Origin of the sequence: Cryobacterium sp. TMS1-13-1, assembly GCF_004403125.1 — a bacterium.
Taxonomy (GTDB): domain Bacteria; phylum Actinomycetota; class Actinomycetes; order Actinomycetales; family Microbacteriaceae; genus Cryobacterium; species Cryobacterium levicorallinum.
Window position 1 is genome coordinate 521525 of sequence record NZ_SOGX01000010.1, and the last position, 20674, is coordinate 542198.

A 20674-nucleotide genomic window follows, 5' to 3' on the forward strand; every position below is an offset into this window, starting at 1 on the left:
TATTTATCGCCTGGATCGTGCCCGTGAAGGTGCATTAAGACCCACTCACCCCGACGGAGGATTCAAATGGCACTGTCGCGGGAACAGATCGTCGACGCCGCGATGACGATCCTGCGCAGCTACGGCCTCGCCTCTCTGTCCATGCGCAACCTTGCCAAAAACCTCGGGGTGCAACCCGGAGCTCTCTACTGGCACGTCAAGAGCAAGCAAGACCTGCTGGTGCTGCTCGCCGAGCGCATACTCGCAACGACGCCGGCATGGACGGACCAAGTGGGGGCGCGTTCCGACCGTGCCGACGCGCGTCAGGCTGCGCTGGATATTCGCACAGCATTGACGTCCGTCAAAGACGGAGCCGAAGTGGTCTCGGTGGCCCAAGCTCTTAATCCGAGGCAACTGGCGCCACTGCAGCGATTGCGTGACACGCTGCCCGCCAATCTAACTCTGAGGCAGGCCGAGTGGGGCGTTCGAGCGCTCACCCACTACATCCTTGGCGCCGTGGCTGAGGAGCAGACCCACGCCGAGCTGATCTTGGCCGGCGTTGCTGCCAACGAAGAGTCGACCACCTACACGACCGAAGCATTCATCTTCGGAGTGGACGCGTTCCTGCGCGGCCTCGGCGCCACCGCCCCGCCCCACCCTGCACCGTGATCTACCTCGCAACCGAGGATCAACGCGCTGATCCAAGAGGACAGCTACACGCCGACGGTTAAAATTGAGATCCTCCAGTTTCTGGACTCACTCGGCCTGACGGCCTCCGATTCCGCGTCTTTCGCCTTCCTCCGACAAATACGCGACCGGCTTGTTGCGCGCCACCGCGCGGCCGCCACCCGTCCGGCGAGCACGGACGTCATCGCGGTCGTCGAGGCGGAGAGCCGGATCGCTGTGAAGCGATTTACGGATACGGCCGTGGCACCACTCAGGGTGGACCCGCCTACCCGCACGTCATGCTTCGACGGTAACGACGACCGCGGGATCGACGTCGGGCTGGTGACGAAACCGACGCACTCGATCCTTGCGGTTCATCCGCATGTCGATGACCAGGATGCCCCCGGCCGCTTGGTCTTCGGCCACGACCGGCCTGAATACACGGTGCAGCTCGCGTCCGGAACGAGAATTGTCGTGCTGGTCAACCATTTCAAAAGCGAAGGGTATGGACGACAACCGGACAATGACGCAAAGCGGCGTCAACAGACAACTAGCGTTCTGCGTCATAAATTCATTGATTAAATGCTATGAGTTATGTCACGAACTGGACGCCCAAAGACTGAGCTGATTCTGACCGATGAGGAACGGGAGTAGCTTCTGCGCTGGTCACGGCGACCGACGTCGGCGCAGGCGTTGGCGTTGCGGTCCCGGATCATCCTTGGCTGCGCTGGGGGGCTGGATAACACGTCGGTTGCCGCGCAGATGGGTTGTTCAACGAACATTGTCAGTGAGTGGTGTGCCCGTTTTCTCGCGTCTCAGTTGGATGGGTTGATGGATGGCCACGGCCCGGGTGCCCGGCTTCGATCAGCGCGGACCAGGTCGCGGAAGTGGTTGTAGCGACGTTGGAGTCCACGCCGAAAGACGCGTCGCACTCGTCACGAGCCAAGATGGCCGAGCGAAGTGGCCTGTTCAAGTCCACGATCGGACGTGTTTGGAAGGCATTCGAGGTCAAACCACACCGGCAGATCGGGTTCAAGCTGTCCAAAGATCCGCAGTTTGTGGAAAAGGTCTATGACGTTGTCGGCCTGTACTTGAACCCGCCGGAAGCGGCCGTTGTCTACTGCGTGGACGAGAAGACGCAGGTCCAAGCGTTAGCGAGATGGCAGCCAGCGTTTCCAATGATGCCGGGCATGCCCGAGAAACGCACCCACGACTACATGCGTCATGGCACGACCAGCCTCTTCGCCGCCTTCAACACCGCTGACTGCAGCGTCATCTCCAGCACCCATCGCCCGCGCCACTCGATCGAATTCCAGAAGTTCCTGAACAAGATTAACGCCGACGTCCCAGACGATTTGGCCGTCCATCTGGTCTGTGACAACTACAGCACTCACAAAAGTCCCACGATCAAGCGCTGACTCGAAGCCCACCCCCGTTTCACCATGCACTTCACCCCGACGTATTCGACTTGGATCGACCAGGTAGAACGCTTCTTCGCCTATGTCACCGCCGATCTCCTCCAGTGCTAAGACCACCGGAGCGTTCAAGCACTCGAAGCTGACGTCCGCAACTGGGTGAAAACATGGAACGAAAACCCGGAGCCCTTCATCTGGACCAAATCCGCAGTTCAAATCCTCGAATCCCTCAAACAACTTCTACAACGAACTTCCGACGCAGGACACTAGGGTTGCGGAGATCTAAGGTGCCCTTCGCACACGGGGCGAAGAGAAAATCGTGGTCCTCGGGATCTGTCCGTCTGGCCGCTCGCATCCCCGACGAAATTCTCCCTAATCGTGGGCACGGTCAAGGTGCCGCTTCCTCTTGCCAAGTCGGGGATGCGCCCGTGTATCGAGACATCGCACGCAATGTCGGCATGATCGATCAGCACGACCGGTCCTACCCAGCGCCGGTCTTAGGCAGGATCACCGAGAGTCCGGCCCGCTCCCCTCCGCTGCCCATAGATTCATGCTCGGTTGGCTCGATCCGTTGATGTCAAGCGGTTCAACTTCGGATTGCAAAGTGGTTTCGGCTCCTCAAGCCTGTGGTGGCAACGTGATTGAATCCTCGGCCGACCAGGCGATACAGGTACCACGCCGCGACGCCGATGGCTAGTGACGAGACCATTCCGAACCAAGGGGTACTGGCCTCCCAAGTCGGGTAGACGACCCAGTGGGTGAGGTAGATGAACAGGGATGCGCTGGCCAGTAGTCGAACGGCCGGAACGAGGGTGCGGGGCATCCGCAGCCGTTCCACCCAGATCAGCAACAGTATTCCGGCCACCACAACTGCTTCGCGTGCTGGATCCCCAAAAAATCCGATCGTGGCGACGATCGCCGCTGACGATGCCGCCACACGCTTCCAATTATTGTCGGCCCGGGCGATGACCCAGCCGAGCACGAGAGACCAGAGCACGGTGAACGGGGTGTATCGTTCAATTCCTTCTGCCTCGAGGCCGACGAGTGCGAATCGGGTCGTGACGGCTGCCGCGAACAGGGCGATCGGGAACGTCCACGGGTGCCGTCGTTCGAGGCGGTCGATTGGGCGAATTAGGAACATTGCCGCAAAGCCGAGCATGGTCCAGACGGCGACCTCGAGAAACCAGAATTGCCATTGCTCGTTCCACTTGCCGTCGCCGGGGACGAGGTGGTTGACCAGCAGCGCTGTGGTCCAGGTGTACTTGCCGGTGAGCACGGCGACGGCCCCTATCCACAACGTGGCCGGAATCGCGATCTGGGCTGCGCTTCTGAGCAGGCGGCGAACGCGCGTGGCCCCTGCAACGTCGGCGAGCTGAAACCTGGCCAGGTTGTATCCGGCGACGGCGAGCAGCAGGTGCGCGCCGCCCTGCACAGTGATCAGGTCGGCATGGGTGCCGACGATCAGCACGATTGCGAGTGCGCGGAGAACGGCGGGAGTCTCGACCCGGGGAAAGCGGGCCTTCCACGCTCCGACTGTCGCCGCTCCACGCTTCGCTGTTTCGCCCACGGCCGTGCTGTCAGCCTGTGGGGGAGGGCCGTCGGCCGAAGACGCGAGGTTCCGGGCCGATTGTGCTGGCCAATCCCGCGGCAACGCGCCGAGGAGATCCTCCAGCCGTAGGGCCACCTCGACGTAGCTCAACGAATCCCCGCCGAGCCCGGCGAAAGTGTCGTCGATGGTCGCGTCTGGGCGCCCGAGGAGCACGATGAACAGGTTACGGATCATGTCGGAGGTTGCGACCTGCCCGGGGTTCGCTGCTGTCGACGCCGTCTGGGCGTCGATCATCTGGGCATAACGCATGAGCGAGGCAAGGTCGGGCTTGCCGCTGGCTGTGCGAGGAAACTCGCTAACCGTGTAGACGTGTATAGCGTGCGTGGGGATTCCGAGTAGCACAGCGGTGCGGGTTCGTGCCCTGTCGACGTACCGGGCCGCACGGATGAATACGAGCAAGCGTTCTCCGGTGCTTGCCGTACGGGCTTCGATTCCTTCCTCGGCGAGGAGGCGTTGGACGGAATCGAGGTCGACCCGGAGTCCATACACCTTCACGAATCGGTTTAGCCGTCCGACGACCTCGAACATGCCGTCCTCGCGGTGCCGGGCGAGATCGCCGGTGCGAAGCTCGTGGACCGTGCGCCCCAATGCGAAGTCGGCCGGTGTCTCTGCGTAGCCGAGCATGACGTTGGGGCCTTCGTAGACGAGTTCGCCGATCTCCGCTCCCGCCTCGGCATCGATGCGCAGGTGACCTCCAGGAATGGGGCGGCCGATGCTGCCGGCGGCGTGGTCGGCGAGCTCCGCGGGGACGTACGCCATCCGCGCAGTGGCCTCTGTCTGCCCGTACATCACGAAGAATTCGAACCCGCGACGCTCACCGAGGCGTGCGAAGCGGCGCACCGCTTCTGGGGCGAGGCGGCCGCCGGCCTGGGTGAGGTAGCGGATGCTCGCTGGCAACCGATCCGTGAAATTACCCGCCTCGAGAAGCTCGAAGGTGTAGGGCACGCCGGCGAAAGAAGTGATCCGATGCATCCCGGCCTCGTCCCAGAACGCCGCGTCGGCCACCGATCGCTCGGTGAGGACGACGCTCGCTCCCGACACGAGGTGGCTGTTCAGGACCGAGAGGCCGTAGCAGTAGTGCATCGGCAGCGTGGTTGCTGCCCGGTCTGCAGGCGTGAGACGCAGGTACGCCGCAATGGCTTGTGCGTTGCTCAGCAGGTTTTGCCGGGACAACCGAACGAGCTTCGGCGACCCGGTGGACCCGGAGGTGCTCACCAGCATGGCTAGGTCGTCGGAGAAGCTGTGCGTGGATCCAGGCCGTATCTCCCGCAGGGCCGGGCCGTCCCCGTCGCGGAGGGTAATGACGTCAGGGTCGAACCGTTCAGCCAGTGACGCGCGATGAGTCCGTGATGCTTCATCGTCACCCGGTGCGACCAGAAGCACCGGGTGGCCACCTTCCAGAGCTGCAAGGTAGGTAACGATCGGCTCAACGGCATTTGCTGCCTCCAGCATCACGAGTCGGCGGATACTACCAAGCTCGAGACGGCGTATGGCAACCATCTTGGCTAGCTGGGCGTAGCTGAGGTCTCCACTACCGGTGACGAATGCGACGTCGTCGTCTGAGCCATTAAGGAGGGTCAGTCGTGGTGCGGGCATGGTGTGGAGCACGAGAATACTTTCGAACGGTGCGCAGGGGCTGGTTAGGTAAGGGTACCCTACATTGTAACAAACCGCTCAGACCGCGAAAGTTCAACTCGCCACTGAACCCGTGTCCACAAACGGGGGCCAGGCTAAAGTGATTGACCTCCAGCTGATGCGATCTTGGATCGTGCTGCGAATTCCTCTCCGTAATCGCGGACGGTATGCGGCGATGGTGGTTGCTTGGAATAATGACTCCCATCAAGAAAAACTGGGTAACTTGGTTATCAGTTCTTGTCTATGGGGCCTGGTCTTGCGCGATAGGCAGGTCTAGCCCAACTTCCGAGCTTTATTGAGTCATTGACGGTATGAGCACCACCCAACCGTGCGGTGGTGGATCTCTTGGGGGAAGTGCCAGGACTGAGCTTCAGGGATATGGATCCGTTCCTCTGCTGGTGTGTGAGAGTGGTCCGGGCTCTAGTCAACGCGAACCAGCTTGAGTCGGCCGAGCGCGTCGCAGCAGTCCTGTTCGGCACCACCGCGAGTGTCGATCAGTTCGCCCCGTCGCAACCACTTCCACCGTCTGGGTGCAAGAGTGAGGTTAGCCAGGTAGTCCAGGGCAAACATCACCCAAGTGGCGGTGATTACGGTTTCGGCAACGAGGTCAGCAGGGCCGCGGAGGTCGCCGATGACTGCCCATGTGTAGGCGACGAGAAATATCACTGCGGCGGCCGTCAGCGGCCATTCAGAAAGGCGCTGCCAGCGAGATTGGGTCATTCCTTCATGATGTCAGCGCGCGTACCCATCGACGACCAGTCTCGTGGAGAGCCAGCGCTTGTCAGGCTCTGGGCCGGTCGAAAACGCATCAACCTGGCCGCCCACGTTGTTGGGCCTGCGAACGAGAGTGACGTTCGTCAGTCACGTTCTCGGTCACGGGTGTGTATCCCCAAACGGTCGGCGACCTCACCGCGAAGCGTGCTGAGTTCGAGAATAGATGCGATGCAGCGAGGGCTGTAGTTGTGCCGATCAGCACTTCTCAGCGGCACTCTGGCGGAACCGACTGGACCCAGGCACTACACCGAAGACAATCGTGTCCGACACCGGCGGCGCACCCGTTGAGAGCTCACGAAGTTCAGGCGGCGGAAGACTTCTTGACATCGCGGAGCGCGAGTCCAAGACGGTCTGCGACCTCGACCTTGGGCGTTCCGAGTTCGAGCATGGAGGTGATCACTGCCGCAGCGGCCGTGCGGGCAGCCGTGCTCTGCTTCGCTGCACGGTCCTGAATAGTAAAACCAAGTGCAGGGATCGGTAGGGCAGGCATCGAGGCTCCGGGCGAGTTGCGGCGTAAGGGGCGTCTCGACGGGCGCGGCGGAGGTACTCGGATTAGCGGAGTGACGTGGACTGACCATGCGATTTTTCCTTCAGATGGCGCAAGTTCAGAGTCAGGCTAGCCCGCAGACAGGGCTCCAGTCGAGCCCGTCCCGCGACGCAGCACAGCGTCTTTCGAGCTGGGCGGAGGCATTCCCGGTTCGGGATAGTCAGCCATTGCTCGAGCTCAAGGTCCAGGAAGACAGTGTGCCTGACGTCGGTGTCGGTGGCCCGCGATACCGTGGTGAGATGACACGTAATGTGCGCCCGTCCACCCGTTTTGTCCTCGTCGGCTCGTGGGAAGAATGTGCGGCCTGGGCCAGCCGTGCCCAACTGGATCTCAAGGAATGGGCCCACCTCGAGCCAGTCGGTGTTGGCCCTGCCTTGCGGGTGTTCGAACTGCGCGACGAGATCGACCAGTTGGCTGAGCGTTTAGCAGCGGAGCGGAGGGGACGGGTCATGGCCGTCCTCGAGGTCCACGAAGACGACACCGACCTCGCTCACCGGGTCCATGTACCGGGTGGCCTTGGTTTTGATGCTCAGGTCGACTGGTTTCTCGCCGATATGCTCGGTCGTGACGCCGCCGATAGTCGGGTGACTCGATCCGAGGGCGAGACGACGGACGGGCTCCGCTTCTGGAGTGGCATGATCGGCCGGCATATGTACACGATCACGACGACTCACACCGCTGACAAATAGATGGTGAAGGCCACGCGCGGGCATGGACAATTGCTGTCCTCGGTCGGTCGGTCGGTCTGAGATGAGATGAGATTCTCCTCTGCCAAGTCGCCACAGATTTTCGGAAGGATTCAGTCATGTCGCGTGTCGTCCGCCGCCCGGTACCCCTGTTCATGGACGTTGACGGTTCGCTCCTCGCCTATACGGCAGACACGGGTGAAGCCGATCCTCGGCTTCGAACCGGCCGGCTTGACCTGGATTTCCCCGATGACCTGTCGTACCCGACCAGAATCTGGTTCGACCCTGAGGTCGTGGCGGGCCTCAACAAGCTCGTCAATGAGGGGCTTGTCCAACTAATTTGGGCGAGCACATGGGATCACGCGGCGAATCGGCTGCTTGTACCGGCCGTCGGTCTGCTCGAGGCGCCGTACGACGTTGCCGAGATCGGGACTCGGTGCGGGGACCAGATGGTTGCAGGTATCTGGGTGAAGGCCCTGGCCGTAGGCCGGTGGCTGCGAGAGAACGGACTCCAAAATGCTCCCATCGTCATGGTCGACGACTTGCTGACCAGCCACGCGAGCGGGTTCATGAGTCCGCAGCGGCGGAGCATCGAGGTCGTGGGCGGGGATCAGAACTTGTTCATTGCGACGCAATCGGAGCAAGGGCTGCATGTCTCACAGGTGGCGGAGATCCGTTCTTTCACTGAGCGAATCGCGCAGGGAACCTTCTCCTAGAATGCGCTGGATTCCCGGTGGCGGCCCACCAGGCCCTCCACCTGAGCCAGGGGCGTGCTCGCCTCGGCAGCGCGGCACCAACGAAAACACCAACGGCTTACTCCGCCAACACCTACCCCAGAGCACCGACCTCAACCTGACGAACACTACACGACCCGAGAAACACTGACGCTCACGCCAAGAACTATTCAGTCTTCGTCAGGCCTGACGGCGTCGATCTCACGCCATTGTATGACGTGAGTAGTTTCATCCCGTACGCCGGCCGCCCGGACGACGATCGCCGCAGAACGGACACTGAATTCCGCAAGACGAACCTCTCGATGCACTTTGCAGCTGATTATCCAGCTGGCCAGCAATCCTGGTTCGAGTGGGGCGCCATCGCCCGAGAAGCCGGCCTCAGCCGTGTTTTGGTCACTGACTGGGCGAGCGCGGTCACGGATTCCCTGCCACAACTGATCACCGCCGCTGCGTCGTCGTTGCCATCGCACCTTCAAACTGACATCGTCGCGCGGTTCGTCGAGCGCACGTCGATTCGCGCAGGTCACGTGGTCGCGGCGATCGCTCACTGAGCCCGGAAAATGAGGCCGAACCCGAGCCCGCAAGTGGGCAGAAAAAAGGCCACTCCCCGAGTTGATCACGAGTAAGTTTTCTAGGGAGTGGCGGTGGTGGCCCCGATCGGCGTCGATCCTGTGACCTTTCGAGTAAGAGTACGGCTCTATCAGGGGTTTCTGCGGGCTGCCGGCATCTTCGATTAACCCTGATCAAGGGTGCTTTCTCCTGCTATCAGCTTTAGTCCTTTATCATCAAATCTGCGGAATAGATGCGGAGTTCGACGGCAGTCTCGGGCGCGCGCACTCGGTCTGGCAGATTGTCCGACCGTGCGCCGATGGATGTGGGTAGTGAGGTCGTGACATGTCGAATTGGACACAACCGACGGACGCCTCTCAAGCCTGGCGCATGGGCTCGTGGCAACGCTTCGGCCTGTAGGTTTCGCCGCTAATGCGGCATGCCGGCATTTAACTGTCACCCGACCGAGATAAGCGTGCGCCTCAAGAGTTATCCGCTGATTGGTTCGGGAGCGTGGCGTCGCGGGTTGACGTTCTGGTGATTAGCACTCTTCGTGTTCTTGTCTAAAGCCACGAGAGTTGACATGGCGTCATGAAACGGCGCGGGACTGGCTGCGGCATGCGCGGGCGGATCAGTTGGAGCCTAGCTAGCGTATTTCATCAAACCTTCACACGCTCGGGGTCCGAAGCTTCATGCGCCATCTGCATGCTGGTGTGTAGACACCAACCTGGTGGCTAAACGTGAAGGGTGTTGGGAATGATGAAATTCAATCGGAAGAACATGACCGTTGGGATAGCGGGATTCGGGCTTGTCGGAGCACTTGTCAGTGGCGGTGTGGTCGCAGCGCAGGCGGCTACCGGTGGGGGGACGATTCCCCAGCCGCTGTCGACGACCTCGTCAACAGTTGGTGACCGCCAGTCCGGCCACATGGTCGGCATGGTATTCGGACAGAGTTCGCCCATGACCGCGGTCGTGGGTTACCTCGGCCTGAGCCAGACGGAGCTGCAGGACCGGCTGCAGTCGGGTAAGTCCGTCGCGGACATCGCCAGAGCCCAGGGCAAATCGGTTTCTGGACTCGAGGATGCGATAATCTCGGAGCTTAAGACCAATCTCGACTCCAACAGCACTCTGTCATCTGATGAAAAGGTGGCAGCTGTGGAACAGATGACGAACTCCATGGACATGATGCTGAACGCGACCCACACTCCGGGTGAAGGGATGGGGATGGGGATGGGTAGTGGCTTGGGAATGGGTATGCGCGCGGGTTCGGGCTCAGGGATGGGAATGGCAATGACCACGACGACGCTCTGACGGTGAGCAGGTCGTGGCATCTCCCGGGTCGGCATTCCCTCGGGAATGTGCAGCGATCTGAACGTCCCCTGAGCAGCCCGCCGGTACCGCGGCTGCCTCAATGTAGAAAATGAATGAAAAAACCTGAAGGAGCAGAAGAAATGATGTGGGGAAACGGATACAACATGTCGTGGGGGTGGCCGGTGGGGCTGCTCATGCTCGTCGCAGTCATCTTTCTCGTTGTTTGGGTCGTGCGAGCTTTTGCTGGCGGAACGCGTCGCGGTGGGCCGCGAGGAGGCGCTCCGGTAGCTCGAGGACAAGGCGCTCGGAGTCAAGCGCGTCAAATCCTCGATGATCGCTTCGCGAAGGGTGAATTGAACGAAACGGAATACCGGGAGCGGTTGGAAGTGCTCGAAGATAGGACCTGAGGGGATTCTTCCTCAAGGAGTCCCTTCGGCGTACTGCAGAGTCGGTGCCGCCGGGCGGCGATAATCAGAGGACAGGTGTGAGCAATGCAGAAGGTCCTGGTCGTTGACGACGAGCCGCAGATCAGGACAGTCCTGCGCGGCTACCTGGAAGCGGAAGGTTATAACGTAGCGGAGGCTGGGGACGGCGCTGAGGCGCTTGTGGCACTCCGCGAAGACCCTCCCGCTCTCGTGCTCCTGGACGTGATGCTGCCGGGGATCGACGGACTGGAGGTCCTCCGGCAGTTGCGCAGCTTCAGCGACGCGTACGTGATCCTCGTCACAGCCAGGGCGGAGGAGGTTGACAAGCTCGTGGGACTCGGTGTGGGTGCGGACGACTATGTGACGAAGCCGTTTAGCCCGCGTGAAGTGACGGCTCGGGTCAAGGCGATGCTGCGTCGTGACAATCGGGGCGACCGGACCGACGGAGACTCTCTGCTTCGCTTCGACGGATTATCCATCAAACCGGACCACCGCGAGGTTGAGGCGAATGGAATGTTAGTGGCGCTGTCGAGCCTGGAGTTTGACCTTCTCGCAACATTCGCCGCCGAGCCCGGGCGAGTGTTTTCGCGGGTGCAACTGCTTGAGAAAGTCTGGGGCTACGACTTTTATGGCGACGAGCGAGTCGTCGACGTCCACATCCGCAGTTTGCGCGCGCATCTCGGCGACGACGCCAGTGATCCACATCTGATCGCCACCGTGCGTGGCGTGGGCTATAAGTTCGTGGCTCAGCCCCGATGAAGATGCGCCTATCGTTGCGCCTGTTCATCTCCTACGCCGCGATCGCTGTGGTCGGCGGCGTGGTGGCCTATCTGACGATCTCACTGCTTGCTCCTCGACTGTTCGAAGAGCGGTTGGGGATGATGATGAACGGCGCGGGCACCGTAATGCCCATGGAGACTATGGACCCGACAAGCGTGCGCTCCGCTTTCCTATCCGCGCTCACTACCTCGCTAATCGTCGGCGTGCTGGCCAGCGTCATCGCCGCCGGTTTCGTGGCGGCGGCAGTCACCGGGCGTTTATTGCGCCCCCTCAACGCTGTGCGGGCCGCAACTAAGCTGATCGCTGCAGGAAAGTACGGAGGCAGGGTTCCCGTCCCCTCCGAGCCGGAACTTGCTGCGCTGGCCACCGACGTCAACACGCTGGCCCAGGCTTTGGCCGATACGGAGTCTCGGCGAACACGATTGCTCGGTGAGGTTGCGCATGAGATGCGAACCCCACTGACCGTCCTGGACGGCTACGTCGAGGGGCTGATTGATGGCGTGTTCACCGCCAACCTCGACACGTTCGCCTCCCTCAGTGAGGAACTCCGCCGCCTGCACCGCCTCTCCGACGACCTCTCCAGCCTGTCGCGCGCTCAAGAACAGCGACTCGACCTGCATCCAATCGATGCGGACCTGGCTGACCTTGCTCGCCGCACGGCGGCACGGCTCTCGCCGCAATTCGAAGATTCGGGCGTGGCATTGACACTTAACGTCGACACGCCGCTGCCCGTACACGTGGACCCGGACCGGATCACCCAGGTCCTGACCAACCTTTTCGGCAACGCCCTACTCGCCACTCCGGCGGGCGGTGCCGTTATGATCACGGCGCATGGCGCCGGCGGCCGCGGTGAGGTCGTCGTGATCGACACGGGAGTGGGCCTGGCCGAGGAAGACACAGACCGTGTCTTCGAGCGGTTCTACAGAGTGCCAGGACAGGCCCGCCGCTCCGCCGGATCGGGGATCGGTCTCACTATCGCTCGCGAAATAGCGCGTGCGCACGGCGGTGACGTGACGGCCTCGTCGGCAGGGACAGGGCAGGGGGCCAGTTTCACGGTCGTGGTACCCCTACGTTCCGCCGACAGATCAGGCTGAAACTGAAACGTCAATCTCTCCTCCATCATCGAAGACGGTGATCATTGTGCTCGTGGGCTGTCGCGGGAGGTGCAGTCGCTTGAGCAGCAGCGCGTTGACGACGATGGCACTGGAGCCGGCATGGGGGCGTAGAGGCTACTGACAAGGTGCCGATCGATCATGTGCTCGATGTCGGCATACATGCCGAGACTTCTTTCACGTTGTCGTTGCCGCTGTCGCAGCTGGTGGTGAAGAAGGAGACGCCAAGATCAGGAAACATCAATCGCAATCGCGCTACTTGTTTGTTCGTAACCTCGCTGCCCAGTTGCGCTCGTTCAAAGGGGAGCCGTGCTCCGGTGACCGTGCAGACACGAATCGCCGTCGGCGATGTTTTGGAACCTACTGCGGCGGAAAGCGCTACGCCGTCAACGCACGTTAGCGCCTAGTGCTTCATCGTCGACGAGTCGCCAGAAACCATCGGGAGGTCGAGCTTTGTTCCCGGGGACGGTTCGACGGTTTGCGTTGAGAAGCTGATTCCATTCGGTGTGGATCCGACCGGGATACGTGCCACGACGGTGAGCGACTTCAGGTCGAGGACGGCGACCTTTCAAGAAGCGTGGCGTCTACCGTGGTCGTACCCCGTCACTGGGCATGGCTCGTGCGGCTGAGTTGCGGGAGAAGGCTGCTGCGGGCGTGCCGAAGTCTGTGCTTGCTCGAGAGTTTGGGGTCAGCCGGGAAACCGTCTATGTCTACCTTCGTGCGGGGGACTGAGCGGGCTGTAGAGGATTCGGTGCGGTTTAGAGGTGGATTCCTGCGGTGTCGGTCAGTTCGGTCCAGCGCGTTCGATGGTCGGTGTCTTCCCGGATCGCTGGGGCGGGGGCGTAGACGTCTGCCTCGGATAGGGCGGTCAGGTTGAGCCCGGTGAGGTCGATGATGTCCACGATGGGTACTTGGTAGGTGCGGTACGGTCCCAGCGGCGGGGGAGTGCCGTACATGAGGGCGTGAGCGCGGACCGTGTCAAGGTCGATGTCGTCTAACTGTGGGCTTTGGTCGAGGACGAATCCGGCAGCGTGCAGAACGGTGGAGCCCTTTGTGTTCGTTGTCCATGCCGCGATCTTCCAGAACGCTTGCGGGATCTTCACGCCGCGGTATATCGGATCCTGGGCTGAGAGTACGGGAGCGGTGAAGACGCTGATGCGGTTACCGTTGGTGCGTGCGTAAGTGAGGACGTGGTCCTCGAGGCCGAGCCAGAGTTGTTTCGATTGGTTAAAGGCTCCGGCTTGGGGGGCGGCGTTGGTGTAGGCGAAGGTATCGTAATTCGCTCGCCGGGCTGTCGTTGTGTCGCCCCAGACAGGGTCCAGGCGCCGGACGAGGTGCCCGCGGTCGAGATCGTTTCTGGCGTAGACGCCCTCCCCGGCCTGTTCGTAGAGCGGGATCCGCGAGTCGAGATGCCAGCTGTCGCCTCGGTCAACGGTGACGAGGTGATCCCCGTCGATGTTGACACCGGTCGCGATCGCGAGGCGCCGCGCAGGGTCGAGGAGCACGGTGAAATGTGTGTAGAGCAGTTCACGAATCAGGATCCCTGCAGGAGGGGCAGGGAGCGGCAGAGGGAGCTGGAGGAAATCGGCGTTGTATCCAGCAGGATAAAGTAATGCGGCGTTCATGGTGATAGTCAAACAGCCAGAGCCGACAATTAGGGATTTCGGATCTAATATGGCGGCGCTGCTGGGAAGATCCCGTTCTCTGGTGTCTTGTGTTGGCTACAGAAACGATGTGCCTGAACTGGGGGTGCTGCTGTTCCTTGTGGGCTGCCTAAGCTTGAGAGAAGGCCTTGGCTCTCAAGGAGCTGTATGAATAAAGTGATCGTGACATTACGACGCCGATTTGCGCGATGGCCGGGTTTCGTTCTTGTCAGCGTGAATCGGCGCGGTCAGCTACCCGCCGTTCTCGTGGATCCGGTGGATTGCACGGGGCGGGTCATTCACGGTCTGTGGCTGGGCGACAGCGTCGACGACGGGCCTGATGGCACGACGTACTGCAAAGTGAAACGGGTCGCGCGGAGACGCTGACCAGCAGTGAATCGACCGCAATGCTCAAAGCCACAGGTGTCAAGGTCCGCGCTATGACGTTCGAAGCTGTTGAGCTCGAAGCTGAATTCGACGGGCGCACAGTCTGTTCCGCCGACCGTCTGCCGCGCATGAAACTGTCATGACAGCGAGAATCTTCGATCTCAGTGCTTTCTTCCGAGATCTTCACACTGGTCTTTGGCAGGACATTCGCCAGCATCCCTGCCGATGAAAGTCAGGCAGGGAAGCTGTTGACGCTTGCTGGTGGCGGCGAAACGCGCTCCGCGGGCATCGTCACCGATGCCGGAAATCACCGGAAACCGGGCCACGCGTAGTGGGTGTCCTGCGTCCCCTTGCGTTCCAGCTGGACGGCATTGTTGGCGGGTTTTCGCCCTTATCCGCACCGCGCTTTTAATTTAACGAATGGGGTCAAGAACGAGGACGCCGTCGCGCGGATCCGCGAAATCACCGGTGGCGGGGTGAACTACGCCCTCGACACGACCGGCAACAAATTCGTCTTCGCCCAGATGACTAAGTCTCTCGGCATCCTTGGACATGGTGCCCTCGTCGCCGCGGCGGCACCTGGCACCGAATCACCGATTGATATCGGCCGCCTGCTGCTGACGGGGCTGAAGATCAACATGGTGATCGAGGGTGATTCCGTGCCGCAAACATTTATTCCGCAGCTGATCTCGCTTTATGAGGCTGGGGTGTTCCCGTTCGACAAGCTCGTCAAGAAGTATGACTTCGCTGACCTCAACGAGGCCCTTGCTGATAGTGAGAGCGGCGTGACGCTCTAGCCCGTCGTTATCTTCTAAATCTGCGTGTGGTGCCTGTCCTGCTCATCTGCGGTAGGTGACACCGGCTCGTGCGGCGGCTTTGGGCCGCGCCGGTCACTTTCCTGCTCCGGCTTTCAGACCTGGACGCCGTCAATTGTGAAGGCACCACCGATGAGTGGGCAGTTGGTGTTAACGGTGCGGAGCAGCCCGCGCGCGGGAATCCTTTCGAGGGAGCCATCTCGGTTTTTAGCGTTCGCGTCAAGGGGGGACTGAGCTAAGCGGGTGGGAGGGACCGCGTTCGCGAGTGCAGTCTCTCCCGTCCGCTCGCCTATGTGGCTTTGTCGAGCCCCGGGTTTGGTGAAGGGTCGGTGAGACCCGCGCATGCCGGTCCGCTCCGCGAGACGATCGCAAGTGTCAGGAAAAGCCATGGCCGCCTCGACGTCATGCAGCGCTCAGACAACGAAGAGCGTCAGCGGATCCTTCACGCCGAAACCGTTCCGGAGTTCCGCCACGCCCCGATACGGCTACTCGATCCGCAGTCTCAGGTGAAGAGGCTCACGCCACCTGGACCAACCAACAGTCCCACGACGATGAGCACAATACCCCAGAGAACCTGTCGTCGAAATAGCGCGAAAATGCCTGCAATAACAAGGATTACTGCAATGATCCAGAGAATTGTTGCCATGGTGCTGCTCCATTTCATTCAGCGCCGACGGGCCGTGCGCCCATAGCGGTTTTCGATCAGTTGAATCGAACGTACCCCCTGCTCGGTCTCTCACCACTGTGTTTTATCCAGAATGTCGTGGAGGTGAGACGCTGTCATCATGTGTTAGCGGCCATGCGAAACGACCAAGAGAACCCAAGCACGGTCCCGTCCCGCTGAGGGGATGCTCCTATTGATGTCAAGGGACTTTTTGTGCCGGATTGGGTTGTTGAGTTTTGTCGTCGAGCTATGCGCTGAAGGCGACTTCCAGATTGGTGTCAGCACGTTGTCCAATTTCGAGTCGGCGTAGGCGTTGGTAGGGCACGTCGAGTTGTTTGGCCGCCTCAGTGAGGACGATGCCGACGGTTTGACGGCGTTGTCGAAGCCGCGGTCCGATAGGTAGCCCGCCTGGTGGGATTCTGGGTGAGCAATGCGAATATTTCGTTGGCGACGTGGCGTTTGAGGCAGCGGACGATGTCGCGGTCGGAGAGGCCTTCGGCGGTCCGCCGGGCGATGTAGGCCATAGTCCAGGGTTCCTTGTGGCGTTTACGAAGCAGCACGATACGGTGCAAGGCTGCGTTGGCCTGCCGGTCACCACCGCGAGAAGGACGGAAGCGCTGCCGTGTTCCGGAGGATGCTGGTATCGGTGCGACGCCGCATAGGGCTGCGAATTGAGCCTTGGTAGTAATGCGATTTGGATTGTCACCGGCGGTGGCGAGCAGGTGCGCGGCAACGAACGGGCCGACGCAGCTTGCGGCCAGGAGAGCTGGGTTCTGACGTGTGGCAAGCAAGCGGAGTTGGTGATCGATATGAGCAATGTCTGCCGTTAGCGCCTGGTGGCGTTGCGCGAGACGTTTCGCGGATGCTCGAGCTATCAGCTCCGGAGTGGTCCCCAGCGCCGGACGTGTGCGCGCGAGAGCGACCGCCAGTTTGTCGCCGTCAAAGCGACGAAAATCCTGTCGGACTGCCTCGGGCGCGCTGACCAATAGTGCGTGGATCTGATTGATGCTCGCGGTGCGTGCCTTGCTGGCTGAGGAGCGTTCCGCGAGCAAGATCCGAATCGATTCAACATCGCCGTCGCGTTGTCGGACACGGCGTAATCGAAAGTGGACATCCCCTCCGAAAATTCCACAGCTCCGTACCGGTCTGCTGCGGGAGTGTTTTTCTTGTCGGATGTTTCCCAGCGCCTCGCCAGCCTTCGCGCTTAACCTGCGGGGCGAGCGGATCCCGACTCTCCGTTGCCGCAGAAGAGACTTAGACGATGCCGAGAACGATTTTTCCGTGGAACGCATCACGGCTGGCGTCGGTTCGTCGTCGTCTTCAACCTCCGCGATTCCTCCAGGTCACCAAGATCGCTGTTGCTGTGGCGATTGCCTGGACGCTGTCCCCTTTCCTCCCTGGAGACGCTCAGGAATTGCGGTACTACGCGCCGCTGGGCGCACTTCTGAGCATGCACCCCACGCTTATGCGTTCGCTTCGCAGCGCTTTACAAACCCTCGCTGGGCTCGCCGTGGGAATCGCCCTCGCCGGGGCCGTGCTCCTCCTGAGCGAGCCCAGCGTGTGGACGATCTCGCTGGTTATCGGCCTTGGCTCCCTTATCGGAGGAATGCGATGGCTTGGTGTGGGCGGAGAACAAGTACCCCTGACGGCTCTTTTCGTTCTCATCATCGGCGGCCCGGAAGCCGATGATTACTCGGTCGGTTATCTCGCCCAAGTCTGTCTGGGAATAGTGGTCGGACTTTTGGTCAACCTGCTAATTTTGCCGCCGCTCACCATCGGCACAGCTGTCGAGCGGTTGACCAGTTTTCGAGGCACCCTCGCCACACACCTCAGCGATATCGGCGTGGCCTTGGTCGAGAGTTGGCCTCCGGAGCGTGAACTCTGGGCGACCAGGGGCAACGCACTCACCGACGCGGCCCGAGACGTCCGGTCGGCTGTGCAACACGCCGACGAGAGTCGTAAGGGTAACCCTCGCGCTCGGTTCAACCGCAGAAATCTTGTTGTTGACTATGAGGACCTCGCGGCTCTGGAGAACGTCACTTTTCACGTGCGCAACCTGACTGAGGTTTTTGCGGGCATGATCTGGGGTAAACCGATTCCCCTTGAGCTGCCGCCCGAGTTGCGGCCGGTTCTGAGCGATGCCCTGCACGCGGTCGCGGAAACTTTGCGTGCCACGGACGACGGCCCGCGTGATAGCGCACCCTTTGATAACGCCGTAGCGGCAGTCGAAGCGATTCTGCACGGCATGCAAGAGTTGGGTGCCGGGGCGACATCGCTCAGCCCCACGGCCGCGATCGTCATCGATCTGAAGCGCATTCTGGTCGCGCTTCGCCCTGGGACCGAGAGGGATTCTGAAGGGTCTCCCTCGCCCGTCGTTTAGCCCGTCCCATCGCATGTTCACGCTGCTGAGGTTCCGCGCACAGGTACCTTCTCGGTCCTGCAAGTTTTTCCTTACGCGGGTTGACCTTGGATTAGCCTTCGGTACGGTGAATGGGGTTGCAGAAACTCTTTCATCCGTTGAATTCGCATTAGGAGGTCATCATGCCCAACGCCATCGAGACTGTCGACGTCAACGTTCCCGTTACCGTCGCGTACAACCAGTGGACAAAATTCGAGGAGTTTCCAAAGTTTCTGAGTTTTGTTGAATCCATCACGCAAGTAACCGACACTCTCACCGAGTGGAAGGTTAAAATTGGCGGCGTGGAGCGCACGTTTGAGGCTCGGATAACTGAGCAGCACCCCGACGAGCGTGTTGCCTGGAACAGTACCGGCGGCCAGGTCGATCACGCGGGAGTTGTCACGTTCCATAAGTTGGCTGCGAACGAGACGCGTGTGACGGTTCAGCTTGATTGGGAGGCGACAGGGCTGCTTGAGAAGGCGGGGGCCGCTCTCGGTATCGACAACCACGCCATTAAGAAAGACCTCACGAACTTTAAGGAGTTCATCGAGGCGAAGGGAACCGACGATGTCGGATGGCGTGGAGATGTGCAGGCCTGACGCTGCGGGAAGACCAACGTACGACTCGTGATGGTCCGTCCGGACACCGCACATTGGAGTCCGGCCACTTGGGGTGACGGGACGCTCGAAGCGCTTGGCAGCGCTATCAGAGATATGCGACAGTATGGAACAAGCGGGGATTGCTTTAAAATCTCACCGCCTAATGGGCCAGGCGGTTCAGCTGACGGGTTCTGCACAACTTTGGACTCTTCATCGCTATGCCTTTGCTCGCAAACTCCGAAGTCGTCGTCATTCTTCGATCGGCGCAGTTGCATAGTTGCATAGCAATGTATTTATGCGAGCGGAATTTGTCAAGGCGAATGAGGCCAGTGGGAGTTTAGGCGGCTAGTTCGAGCCCGTCGTTCTCGGTCGGTTTGGCGGCTGGTTTGTTGATCCATGCCGTCGCGGGAATGGTCAGGATCTGTGGTGCTTGGCTGGTGCTGAATCGCTCGGGGAAGCGTGCCCTGGCCACGTCCAGCGTCGCTGCCCGTGCTACGGCCTTCGCCTCGGCGAGTCCGTAGTGAACGTCGGCTGGCGTATTGAGGCCGATCCCGGAATGGCGATGCGCGTGGTTGTAACCATCCACGAACGCGGCCATGAACGTCTTCGCGTCGGCGAGGGAGCCGAAGCGTTCGGGGAACATCGGCGCGAATTTCAGGGTCTTGAACCACGCCTCGCTGTAGGGATTATCGTTACTCACCCGCGGCCTCGAATGCGACTTGGTGACCTCCAGATCCGACAACAATGCTGCGACGGTCTTGGACGTCATCGACGTGCCGCGGTCGGCGTGAACGACCTGAGGGACGCCGTGAATGCCGAAGATTTCCTTCATCATCTCCACCGCCAGCTCGCCTGATTCCGACGCGTGAACATACGCGCCGACGATGTAGCGGGAGTAAATATCGATCATCACGTAAGCATCGAAGTACTTCCCCTTGACCGGGCCAGCGAGTTTCGTAATATCCCAGCTGAGTACCTGGCCTGGGGCCGTCGCGATTAATTCGGGGATCGCCCGAGCCGGGTGGCGTGCCTGGCGGCGGCGGTCCTTGACCTGCTGGTTCTCGTTCAACACCCGATACATCGTTGAAATGGAGCACAAGTACGTGCCGGCGTCGAGCAGCTGGGCGTAAATCTGGATCGGCGGCAGATCCACGAACGAGTCCGAATTGACGACGGCGAGAATCTGCCGGCGGTCGGCATCATCAATCTTGTTCGCCGGGATCGACGACGGCCCGGCCACCGAGATGCGTGGTTTCCTGGTGGCGGTCGCTCGAGGGATCCCGACCAGGTCGGCCGCGACGCGAGTCGAGATTCCTCGGCTGGCCAGTTCACGGTAGGCGGTCATTACGGCAACGCGCGCGGTGTTTCGTCCCGCGAGCTCTTCGAAAGACTTTCGAGTAGCTCGTGCATTTTTGACATGATCTCCAACGCCACCGCCGTCGTTTCCAGCCGCTGCTCGGTCTTGCTCAGCTGGCGGCGCAACCGGGCGATTTCCGCTTGCTCCGGCGTTAACCGGCCAATCTTCTCCCCGGGTTTCTTCCCCGCAAGGACACCCGCGTCACGCAGCTTTCGCCACTCCGTGATCTGCGAGGAGTACAGCCCTTCGGTGCGCAGATACGCGCCGCCCTCGTGGTCCTTGATAGCCGCGTCATACGCGGCCAGGTGGGCAAGCTTTTGTGCTGGGCTGAACGACCTTCTCGAGGTCGGACCACCAGCTCGGGGTCCGGTACTACTCATATAACTATCGTCGCGCACGGCGATCACAGACGGGCTGGACATGGTGCTGATTCCTGATTCTCGCCCTACGTCACACGGCGGACTTGCTGTTAGCTACTGGCCTCACCCAACCCTGACGGTAATGATGAGAAGAGTCTTGAGGCTGCGTGACCCTAACCCTGACTGACGTCCCAAAGGATTGTCTTCTACGTGATCTGTCCGCGGCCTCA

At 60.9% G+C, this 20674-nt stretch carries 18 protein-coding genes and 3 pseudogenes; 13 read left to right on the forward strand and 8 right to left on the reverse strand.

Annotated features, from left to right (window positions below; all coding sequences use genetic code 11):
- Window positions 1-66: 66 nt before the first annotated feature.
- Window positions 67-648: a TetR family transcriptional regulator gene (locus tag E3T31_RS11790; protein ID WP_134468869.1), complete on the forward strand. Its 582-nt coding sequence runs from the start codon at window positions 67-69 to the stop codon at window positions 646-648.
- A gap of 294 nt (window positions 649-942) precedes the next feature.
- Here the strand turns inward: E3T31_RS11790 and E3T31_RS11795 are convergent, their stop codons facing one another.
- A complete protein-coding gene (locus E3T31_RS11795; RefSeq protein WP_134468870.1) occupies window positions 943-1134 on the reverse strand; it encodes a hypothetical protein in 192 nt (63 codons plus the stop codon).
- 168 nt (window positions 1135-1302) lie between these two features.
- Between E3T31_RS11795 and E3T31_RS11800 the strand changes: the two are divergent.
- Window positions 1303-2330 (forward strand): annotated as a pseudogene (locus E3T31_RS11800) (IS630 family transposase).
- Window positions 2331-2646: 316 nt separating this feature from the next.
- On the opposite strand, the gene E3T31_RS11805 reads toward E3T31_RS11800, so the two are convergent.
- The 3 genes from E3T31_RS11805 to E3T31_RS11815 form a co-directional block, all read right to left on the reverse strand.
- The gene (locus E3T31_RS11805; protein WP_134468871.1) at window positions 2647-5277 is read right to left on the reverse strand and encodes an AMP-binding protein; all 2631 of its coding nucleotides are present in this window, start codon (window positions 5275-5277) and stop codon (window positions 2647-2649) included.
- A 447-nt stretch (window positions 5278-5724) separates the two neighbouring features.
- On the reverse strand, window positions 5725-6024 hold the full coding sequence (locus E3T31_RS11810) for a hypothetical protein (protein WP_134468872.1): 300 nt from the start codon (window positions 6022-6024) through the stop codon (window positions 5725-5727).
- A gap of 355 nt (window positions 6025-6379) precedes the next feature.
- On the reverse strand, window positions 6380-6568 hold the full coding sequence (locus tag E3T31_RS11815) for a hypothetical protein (RefSeq protein WP_134468873.1): 189 nt from the start codon (window positions 6566-6568) through the stop codon (window positions 6380-6382).
- A 296-nt stretch (window positions 6569-6864) separates the two neighbouring features.
- Here E3T31_RS11815 and E3T31_RS11820 point away from each other — a divergent pair, with 296 nt between their 5' ends.
- The 7 genes and pseudogenes from E3T31_RS11820 to E3T31_RS11855 form a co-directional block, all read left to right on the forward strand.
- Complete coding sequence (locus E3T31_RS11820; RefSeq protein WP_134468874.1) at window positions 6865-7314, forward strand: hypothetical protein; 450 nt, start codon at window positions 6865-6867, stop codon at window positions 7312-7314.
- A gap of 116 nt (window positions 7315-7430) precedes the next feature.
- On the forward strand, window positions 7431-8027 hold the full coding sequence (locus E3T31_RS11825) for an HAD domain-containing protein (protein WP_134468875.1): 597 nt from the start codon (window positions 7431-7433) through the stop codon (window positions 8025-8027).
- A 218-nt stretch (window positions 8028-8245) separates the two neighbouring features.
- Window positions 8246-8596 (forward strand): annotated as a pseudogene (locus E3T31_RS11830) (hypothetical protein); the annotation flags it as partial.
- Between the two features lie 754 nt (window positions 8597-9350).
- On the forward strand, window positions 9351-9905 hold the full coding sequence (locus E3T31_RS11835; RefSeq protein WP_134468877.1) for a hypothetical protein: 555 nt from the start codon (window positions 9351-9353) through the stop codon (window positions 9903-9905).
- Between the two features lie 491 nt (window positions 9906-10396).
- Window positions 10397-11089, forward strand: a complete 693-nt coding sequence (locus E3T31_RS11845) for a response regulator (RefSeq protein ID WP_134468878.1) — start codon at window positions 10397-10399, stop codon at window positions 11087-11089.
- 14 nt (window positions 11090-11103) lie between these two features.
- The gene (locus E3T31_RS11850; RefSeq protein WP_241977864.1) at window positions 11104-12204 is read left to right on the forward strand and encodes a cell wall metabolism sensor histidine kinase WalK; all 1101 of its coding nucleotides are present in this window, start codon (window positions 11104-11106) and stop codon (window positions 12202-12204) included.
- Between the two features lie 588 nt (window positions 12205-12792).
- A pseudogene (locus E3T31_RS11855) lies at window positions 12793-12954 on the forward strand (helix-turn-helix domain-containing protein); the annotation flags it as partial.
- 26 nt (window positions 12955-12980) lie between these two features.
- On the opposite strand, the gene E3T31_RS11860 reads toward E3T31_RS11855, so the two are convergent.
- Window positions 12981-13847 carry a DNA/RNA non-specific endonuclease gene (locus E3T31_RS11860; protein WP_134468881.1) on the reverse strand — a complete coding sequence of 289 codons (867 nt, stop codon included), beginning with the start codon at window positions 13845-13847 and terminating at the stop codon, window positions 12981-12983.
- A gap of 569 nt (window positions 13848-14416) precedes the next feature.
- On the opposite strand from E3T31_RS11860, the gene E3T31_RS17850 reads away from it, so the two are divergent.
- Both E3T31_RS17850 and E3T31_RS11865 read left to right on the forward strand, forming a co-directional pair.
- Window positions 14417-14584 carry a hypothetical protein gene (locus E3T31_RS17850; RefSeq protein WP_166788487.1) on the forward strand — a complete coding sequence of 56 codons (168 nt, stop codon included), beginning with the start codon at window positions 14417-14419 and terminating at the stop codon, window positions 14582-14584.
- Window positions 14585-14626: 42 nt separating this feature from the next.
- Window positions 14627-15049 carry a zinc-binding dehydrogenase gene (locus E3T31_RS11865; RefSeq protein WP_241977865.1) on the forward strand — a complete coding sequence of 141 codons (423 nt, stop codon included), beginning with the start codon at window positions 14627-14629 and terminating at the stop codon, window positions 15047-15049.
- 520 nt (window positions 15050-15569) lie between these two features.
- On the opposite strand, the gene E3T31_RS17855 is transcribed toward E3T31_RS11865, so the two are convergent.
- Both E3T31_RS17855 and E3T31_RS11870 read right to left on the reverse strand, forming a co-directional pair.
- On the reverse strand, window positions 15570-15713 hold the full coding sequence (locus E3T31_RS17855; RefSeq protein WP_166788488.1) for a GPGG-motif small membrane protein: 144 nt from the start codon (window positions 15711-15713) through the stop codon (window positions 15570-15572).
- A gap of 362 nt (window positions 15714-16075) precedes the next feature.
- A complete protein-coding gene (locus tag E3T31_RS11870) occupies window positions 16076-16783 on the reverse strand; it encodes a transposase (protein ID WP_166788489.1) in 708 nt (235 codons plus the stop codon).
- 209 nt (window positions 16784-16992) lie between these two features.
- On the opposite strand from E3T31_RS11870, the gene E3T31_RS11875 reads away from it, so the two are divergent.
- Together E3T31_RS11875 and E3T31_RS11880 are read left to right on the forward strand one after the other, a co-directional pair.
- On the forward strand, window positions 16993-18111 hold the full coding sequence (locus tag E3T31_RS11875) for an aromatic acid exporter family protein (protein ID WP_134468884.1): 1119 nt from the start codon (window positions 16993-16995) through the stop codon (window positions 18109-18111).
- A gap of 161 nt (window positions 18112-18272) precedes the next feature.
- Window positions 18273-18728: an SRPBCC family protein gene (locus E3T31_RS11880; protein WP_134468885.1), complete on the forward strand. Its 456-nt coding sequence runs from the start codon at window positions 18273-18275 to the stop codon at window positions 18726-18728.
- Between the two features lie 337 nt (window positions 18729-19065).
- Here the strand turns inward: E3T31_RS11880 and E3T31_RS11885 are convergent.
- Window positions 19066-20465 (reverse strand): IS3 family transposase gene (locus tag E3T31_RS11885; protein WP_134469300.1). Its coding sequence is split into 2 segments (ribosomal slippage): window positions 19066-20144 and window positions 20144-20465, totalling 1401 coding nucleotides; the frame shifts between segments, so codons are not numbered across the junction.
- Between the last annotated feature and the right edge of the window lie 209 nt (window positions 20466-20674).